Source organism: Cellulomonas sp. P5_C6, assembly GCF_054049635.1.
Window position 1 is genome coordinate 1 of record NZ_JBFULZ010000251.1, and the last position, 4,965, is coordinate 4,965.

The 4,965-nt window shown below is 72.7% G+C and carries 5 protein-coding genes and 2 pseudogenes; 6 read left to right on the plus strand and 1 reads right to left on the minus strand.

Annotated features, from left to right (window positions below; genetic code table 11):
- The 6 genes and pseudogenes from ACXJKG_RS19280 to ACXJKG_RS19305 all read left to right on the plus strand — a co-directional run.
- Positions 1-667, plus strand: a pseudogene (locus tag ACXJKG_RS19280) (hypothetical protein); the annotation flags it as partial.
- Between the two features lie 85 nt (positions 668-752).
- Positions 753-1,202: a roadblock/LC7 domain-containing protein gene (locus ACXJKG_RS19285; RefSeq protein ID WP_028051268.1), complete on the plus strand. Its 450-nt coding sequence runs from the start codon at positions 753-755 to the stop codon at positions 1,200-1,202.
- Positions 1,203-1,230: 28 nt separating this feature from the next.
- The gene (locus tag ACXJKG_RS19290; RefSeq protein ID WP_456824043.1) at positions 1,231-1,608 is read left to right on the plus strand and encodes a DUF742 domain-containing protein; all 378 of its coding nucleotides are present in this window, start codon (positions 1,231-1,233) and stop codon (positions 1,606-1,608) included.
- On the plus strand, positions 1,589-2,200 hold the full coding sequence (locus tag ACXJKG_RS19295; RefSeq protein ID WP_055916480.1) for a GTP-binding protein: 612 nt from the start codon (positions 1,589-1,591) through the stop codon (positions 2,198-2,200). The genes ACXJKG_RS19290 and ACXJKG_RS19295 overlap by 20 nt, the downstream gene beginning before the upstream one ends.
- Positions 2,201-2,286: 86 nt before the next feature.
- Positions 2,287-3,210, plus strand: coding sequence for a type II toxin-antitoxin system VapC family toxin (locus ACXJKG_RS19300; RefSeq protein WP_456847347.1), 924 nt, complete (start codon positions 2,287-2,289; stop codon positions 3,208-3,210).
- A 158-nt stretch (positions 3,211-3,368) separates the two neighbouring features.
- Positions 3,369-4,757, plus strand: coding sequence for a DUF2252 domain-containing protein (locus ACXJKG_RS19305; RefSeq protein ID WP_456847348.1), 1,389 nt, complete (start codon positions 3,369-3,371; stop codon positions 4,755-4,757).
- A 7-nt stretch (positions 4,758-4,764) separates the two neighbouring features.
- Here ACXJKG_RS19305 and ACXJKG_RS19310 read toward each other — a convergent pair.
- Positions 4,765-4,965, minus strand: a pseudogene (locus ACXJKG_RS19310) (copper homeostasis protein CutC); the annotation flags it as partial.

Sequence of the window (4,965 nt, forward strand, 5' to 3'; positions counted from 1 at the left end):
GGCCGACGAGGTCGTCCCGGAGCTCCCCGCCCCGGTCGCCCAGGCGCCCTTCGCACCCGAGCCCGTCAGCCCGGCCGCCCCGGTGCGGACGTCGGCGTGGACCTCGGAGGCACCCGCCCCGGAGGCGCCCGCCGGTGCCGACCCGTCGCAGTCGTGGATGGCGTCGACCGCGTGGCCCGCCCCGACGGCACAGGCTCCGGTCGCACCTGCGCCGGCCGCCCAGCTCCCGAAGGCGCCCGCTCCCATGGAGCCCGCGCCGGCCGGTTCGTGGCAGCCGCCCGAGTGGGCCGCGCGTCCGGGCGGCAACCCCGCACCGCACTCGACGGTCCCGCAGCCTGCGCTGCCGCCGTCGGTCGCACCCCGCGTCGGCACCCTCGACGACGAGGTGGCGGCGATGCTCGCCCTCCGGTCGGACATCCAGGAGCAGGCACTCTCCGAGCTCTCCCAGCTCTCGGCCTACCGGCCGGCGGCATCGGGTGGCAACGCCGAGCGCCTGACCAAGCGAGTCCCCACAGCTGTCCCGGCGACAACCGTCACCGAGGACGAAGGGAAGCCCGTGCAGCGTGACGCGGACCAGCTCCGGTCGCGTCTGTCGAGCTTCCAGTCCGGGACCTCCCGTGGCCGTCGTGCCACGGAGGACCCGTCCGGCCAGAACGGCGTGAGCTGATGACTGCCCCAGACCCCACAACCGTCGTCACCGCCATGGTGGCGTCTGACCCCGCAGTCATCGACTGCACCAGCAAGGAGGAAGTGTGACCGCGCTCAGCACCGAGGCAGCCAACTTCGGCTGGCTCCTGGACAACTTCGTCCGGACCGTGCCCGGCACCCGCCACACACTCGTGGTGTCTGCGGACGGTCTTCTCATGGCGATGTCCGAGCAGCTCGACCGCACCAGCGGCGACCAGCTCGCGGCCATCGTCTCCGGGATGTCGAGCCTGACCCGTGGCGCCGCGCGCCAGCTCCGTGCGGGGGAGGTGCGTCAGGCGATCATCGAGATGGACAACTTGTTCCTCTTCCTCATGAGCGTCTCGAACGGCTCCGTCCTCGCCGTGGTCGCGGAGTCCAGCTGCGACGTGGGCCTCATCGGCTACGAGATGGCGATGCTCGTCTCTCGTACCGAGGCGACCCTCACGCCGCAGCTCATCTCCGAGATGCGTGGTCAGCTCCCCGTCGACGGCGCCACCCGCGCGCCGGTGGCCTGAGGCCCCGGCCTCGGAGAGAGACTGACTCATGAGCGAGCACATCGAGTACGAGGCCAGAACGGTCCGGCCCTACGCCGTGACCGGTGGCCGCGTGCGCTCGGCGCGCTCCGACCTGCCTCTCGAGGCACTGGTCGAGGTGATGCCCGGCGCCGTCGCGAGCCAGGGTCTGCCGCCCGAGAAGCGGGCGATCCTGCAGCATGCAGCGTCCAACTACATCTCGGTGGCAGAGCTCTCCGCTCTGCTCCACCTGCCGCTCGGCGTGATCCGGATCCTCGTATCCGATCTGTCTGACCAGCAGTACGTGCGCGTGCACACCTCACAGCCGGTCGAGGTCAACACCGGTGAGTCCCCTGCCCTGTCCCTCAGCGTGCTGGAGAGTGTTCTCAATGGCATTTCCGCCCTCTGACGCCGCTGTGGCCGCTCCGGCGGGCACGGCAGGAAGCGTCGCACCCACAGTCGTCAAGATCGTCGTCGCCGGCGGGTTCGCCGTCGGCAAGACGACCTTCATCGGCTCCATCTCGGACATCGAGCCCCTCAACACCGAGGCCGCGATGACCGAGCACTCCGTCGGCGTCGACGACGCCGGTGGCGTGTCGGACCGCAAGACCACCACCACGGTGGCGATGGACTTCGGTCGTATCGCCCTGCCGGGGTCGCTCTGGCTCTACCTGTTCGGTACCCCTGGCCAGGACCGGTTCCTGTTCATGTGGGACGACCTGGTCCGCGGCGCCATCGGTGCCGTCGTCCTGGTCGACACCGACCGGCTCGACCAGTGCTTCCCGGCCGTGGACTACTTCGAGAGCCGCGGCATCCCGTTCGTCGTGGGCGTCAACTGCTTCGACGGCGTCGCCAAGCACCAGCTGGACGACGTCCGTGAGGCGCTGGCGATCCCGGCGCACGTGCCGGTCCTCTACACGGATGCCCGGTCGCGCGCGGCCACGAAGCAGGCGCTCATCTCGCTCGTGCAGCTCGCGATGGAGCGTCTGCGCAGCCGGTGACCCTCGAGGTCTCACCCGACCGCGGCCGGCCCCTGCAGGGGGGCCGGCCGCCGTCGTTCCCCGACGCGGTGGGGGATCATGGTGCCGTGACCGCATCGTCCTCCGTGCCCTCGCCGCGTCCGCGCGGCGACGACGGCGACGGGGTGGTGCCGCAGCCTCGCGCGGCGGGCGACGACGTCGAGCCGGCCGCCGACGACGAGCAGGCTGTCGACGACGATCAGGCGACCGACGATCAGGCGACCGACGACGGGCCGACCGCCGACGACGAGCCGACCGCCGACGACGGGCCGGTCACCGACGGGCCCCCGCCGGTGCCCGTCCGCCCCGACGTGCCGAACCAGGCGTCGGCCCCTGCGCTCTCCGGCGCGATGCCGACGGTCCCGCCGCGGACGTCGGTCCTGCCCCCGAAGACCCCGCCGCGAACCTCGGGCCCGGCCCCGACGGCACCGCCGTCGACCGCCCCGCCGCCGGCGGCACCGCCGCGACGCTCGGTCCTGCCGCAGCGAGTACCAACGCAGACACCAGCCCCGTCGCCGCCGGCCCCGCCCAGCGGCGCGACGGGGGCCGCCCCACCGGCGCGGCCCGTGCCCACCGCCCGGGTCTATGCGGACGGGTCGGCCCTCTCCCGCTACCTCGACGGCGCCCCCTGTCGCTCGCAGTGGCTCTCGTGGGTGGCGGACCACGAGAAGCAGCTGATCACCACGCCCCTCGGCATGACCGAGCTGCGCCGCATCGCGCGCCCCCGCGGGGTCGAGGCGACCGGCGTCGCGCACGACGTCGAGGAACGCGTCGAGGTCATCCGGTTCTCGGACCAGACGCTGCGCGCGGCCACCAAGGTCTCCGGGGTGCTCCCGCCGTTCATCGCCCTGCACATCGGTGCAGCCCTGAGCCACCCGGACGTCGCGAGCGTCGCGACGTACGACGTCCAGCTGGCCCAGGTCTCGGCGCTGCACGGGCTGGACGTCGTCTCGCCGGGGTGGCCCGCGCGCTGGTGGGAACGGGCCGGGTGAACCTGCCGCTCGGCCCCCTTCCCCGGAGCGCTGGACCGGCCTAGTTTCGAGAGGTGACGGACACCGCGAGCCCCGAGACCGTTCCAGCTCCGACCGAGGGGACTCCCCGCCCCGCTCCTGCGTTGCGGCCGCACCGCCGCCGGGCCGCCGATCCGGTGGTGCACCTGACGCGTGAGGAGCGCATCGCCCGGGGCGCCGCCGCCCGGGTGCTCCTGCCGCGCGAGTCGTTGGCGGACGTCGGGGCCGGCTTCTCGCGGCCCGACCCGATCGAGCTGCTGGTCTCCCAGGGCCAGACGCGGGTGCCCGAGCTGGTGCCGCTGCGGTACGGGCGGATGGTCGCCACGCCGTTCACGTTCTACCGCGGCGCCGCGCTGATCCAGGCCTCGGACCTGGCGGCGACGCCCGACACGGGGCTCGACGTCCAGCTCTGCGGCGACGCGCACCTGTCGAACTTCGGCCTCTACGGCACGCCGGAGCGCCGGCTGCTGTTCGACCTCAACGACTTCGACGAGACCCTGCCGGGACCGTTCGAGTGGGACGTCAAGCGCCTGGTGGCCAGCATCGAGATCGCGGCGCGCGGCAACGGCTTCAGCCGCAAGGAGCGGCGCGACCTGCTGCTCAGCGTCGCCAAGACCTACCGGACGACGATCCGGGAGTTCGCGACGAAGACGAACATCGACGTCTGGTACGCGCGGCTCGACGTCGACGACTTCATGGCGAAGAACGGCTCGTCGTTCGCCAAGACCCAGATCAGGCGCACGGAGTCGACCGTGAAGAAGGCGCGGTCCCGTGACCACCTGCAGTCAGTCGCGAAGCTGACCGAGATCGTCGACGGGCACCGACGGTTCCTGTCCGACCCGCCGTTGGTCACGACGCTGAGCGACCTGCTCGGCCCGGACGAGATGGACCGGTTCATGGCGGGGATGGGCGACCTGGTGCGCGCCTACCAGGCGAGCCTGCAGCCGGACCGCCGGCACCTGGTCGGCCAGTACCGGGTGGTGGACATGGCGCGCAAGGTCGTCGGTGTGGGCAGCGTGGGCACCCGGGCGTGGATCCTGCTGCTCGAGGGTGTCGACGAGAGCGACTACCTGATCCTGCAGGCCAAGGAGGCGCAGCCCTCGGTGCTCGAGCAGTTCCTCGGGGCCAGCGAGTACACGCAGTCCGGTCAGCGCGTGGTCGAGGGCCAGCGACTCATGCAGGCCGCCAGCGACACCATGCTCGGGTGGCAGCGGACCCACGGCCTCGACGGCGTCACCCGGGACTTCTACCTGCGCCAGCTGCGGGACTGGAAGGGCTCGGCAGTCATCGAGACCATGGTGCCGGTCGGCATGCGCGAGTACGGGGCGCTGTGCGCCTGGACGCTCGCCCGCGCCCACGCCCGCTCCGGGGACCGCGTGGCCATCGGCGCCTACCTCGGCGGGTCCAAGGCGGCTGACGAGGCGTTCGCCGACTTCGCCTCGGCCTACGCCGACCGCACGGAGAAGGACCACGGCGCGCTTGTCGCCGCGATCGCCTCGGGGCGCCTGCAGGCGATCGAGGGCGTCTGACGGACCCTCAGCCGCGGCCCAACGCGCGGGCCGCGGCGACCACGAGGGACTCGTCGGTCGTCGTGTAGCCGTCGGACCCGCCACCGGGCCCGCCCGACTCGTCGACGTGCCGGCTCGCCGACAGGTGCACGGCGTCGACCCCGGCCGCGACCAGCGCGGGGATGTCCTTCGGCCGGACGCCGCCGCCGGCCATGACCTGGAGCCGGCC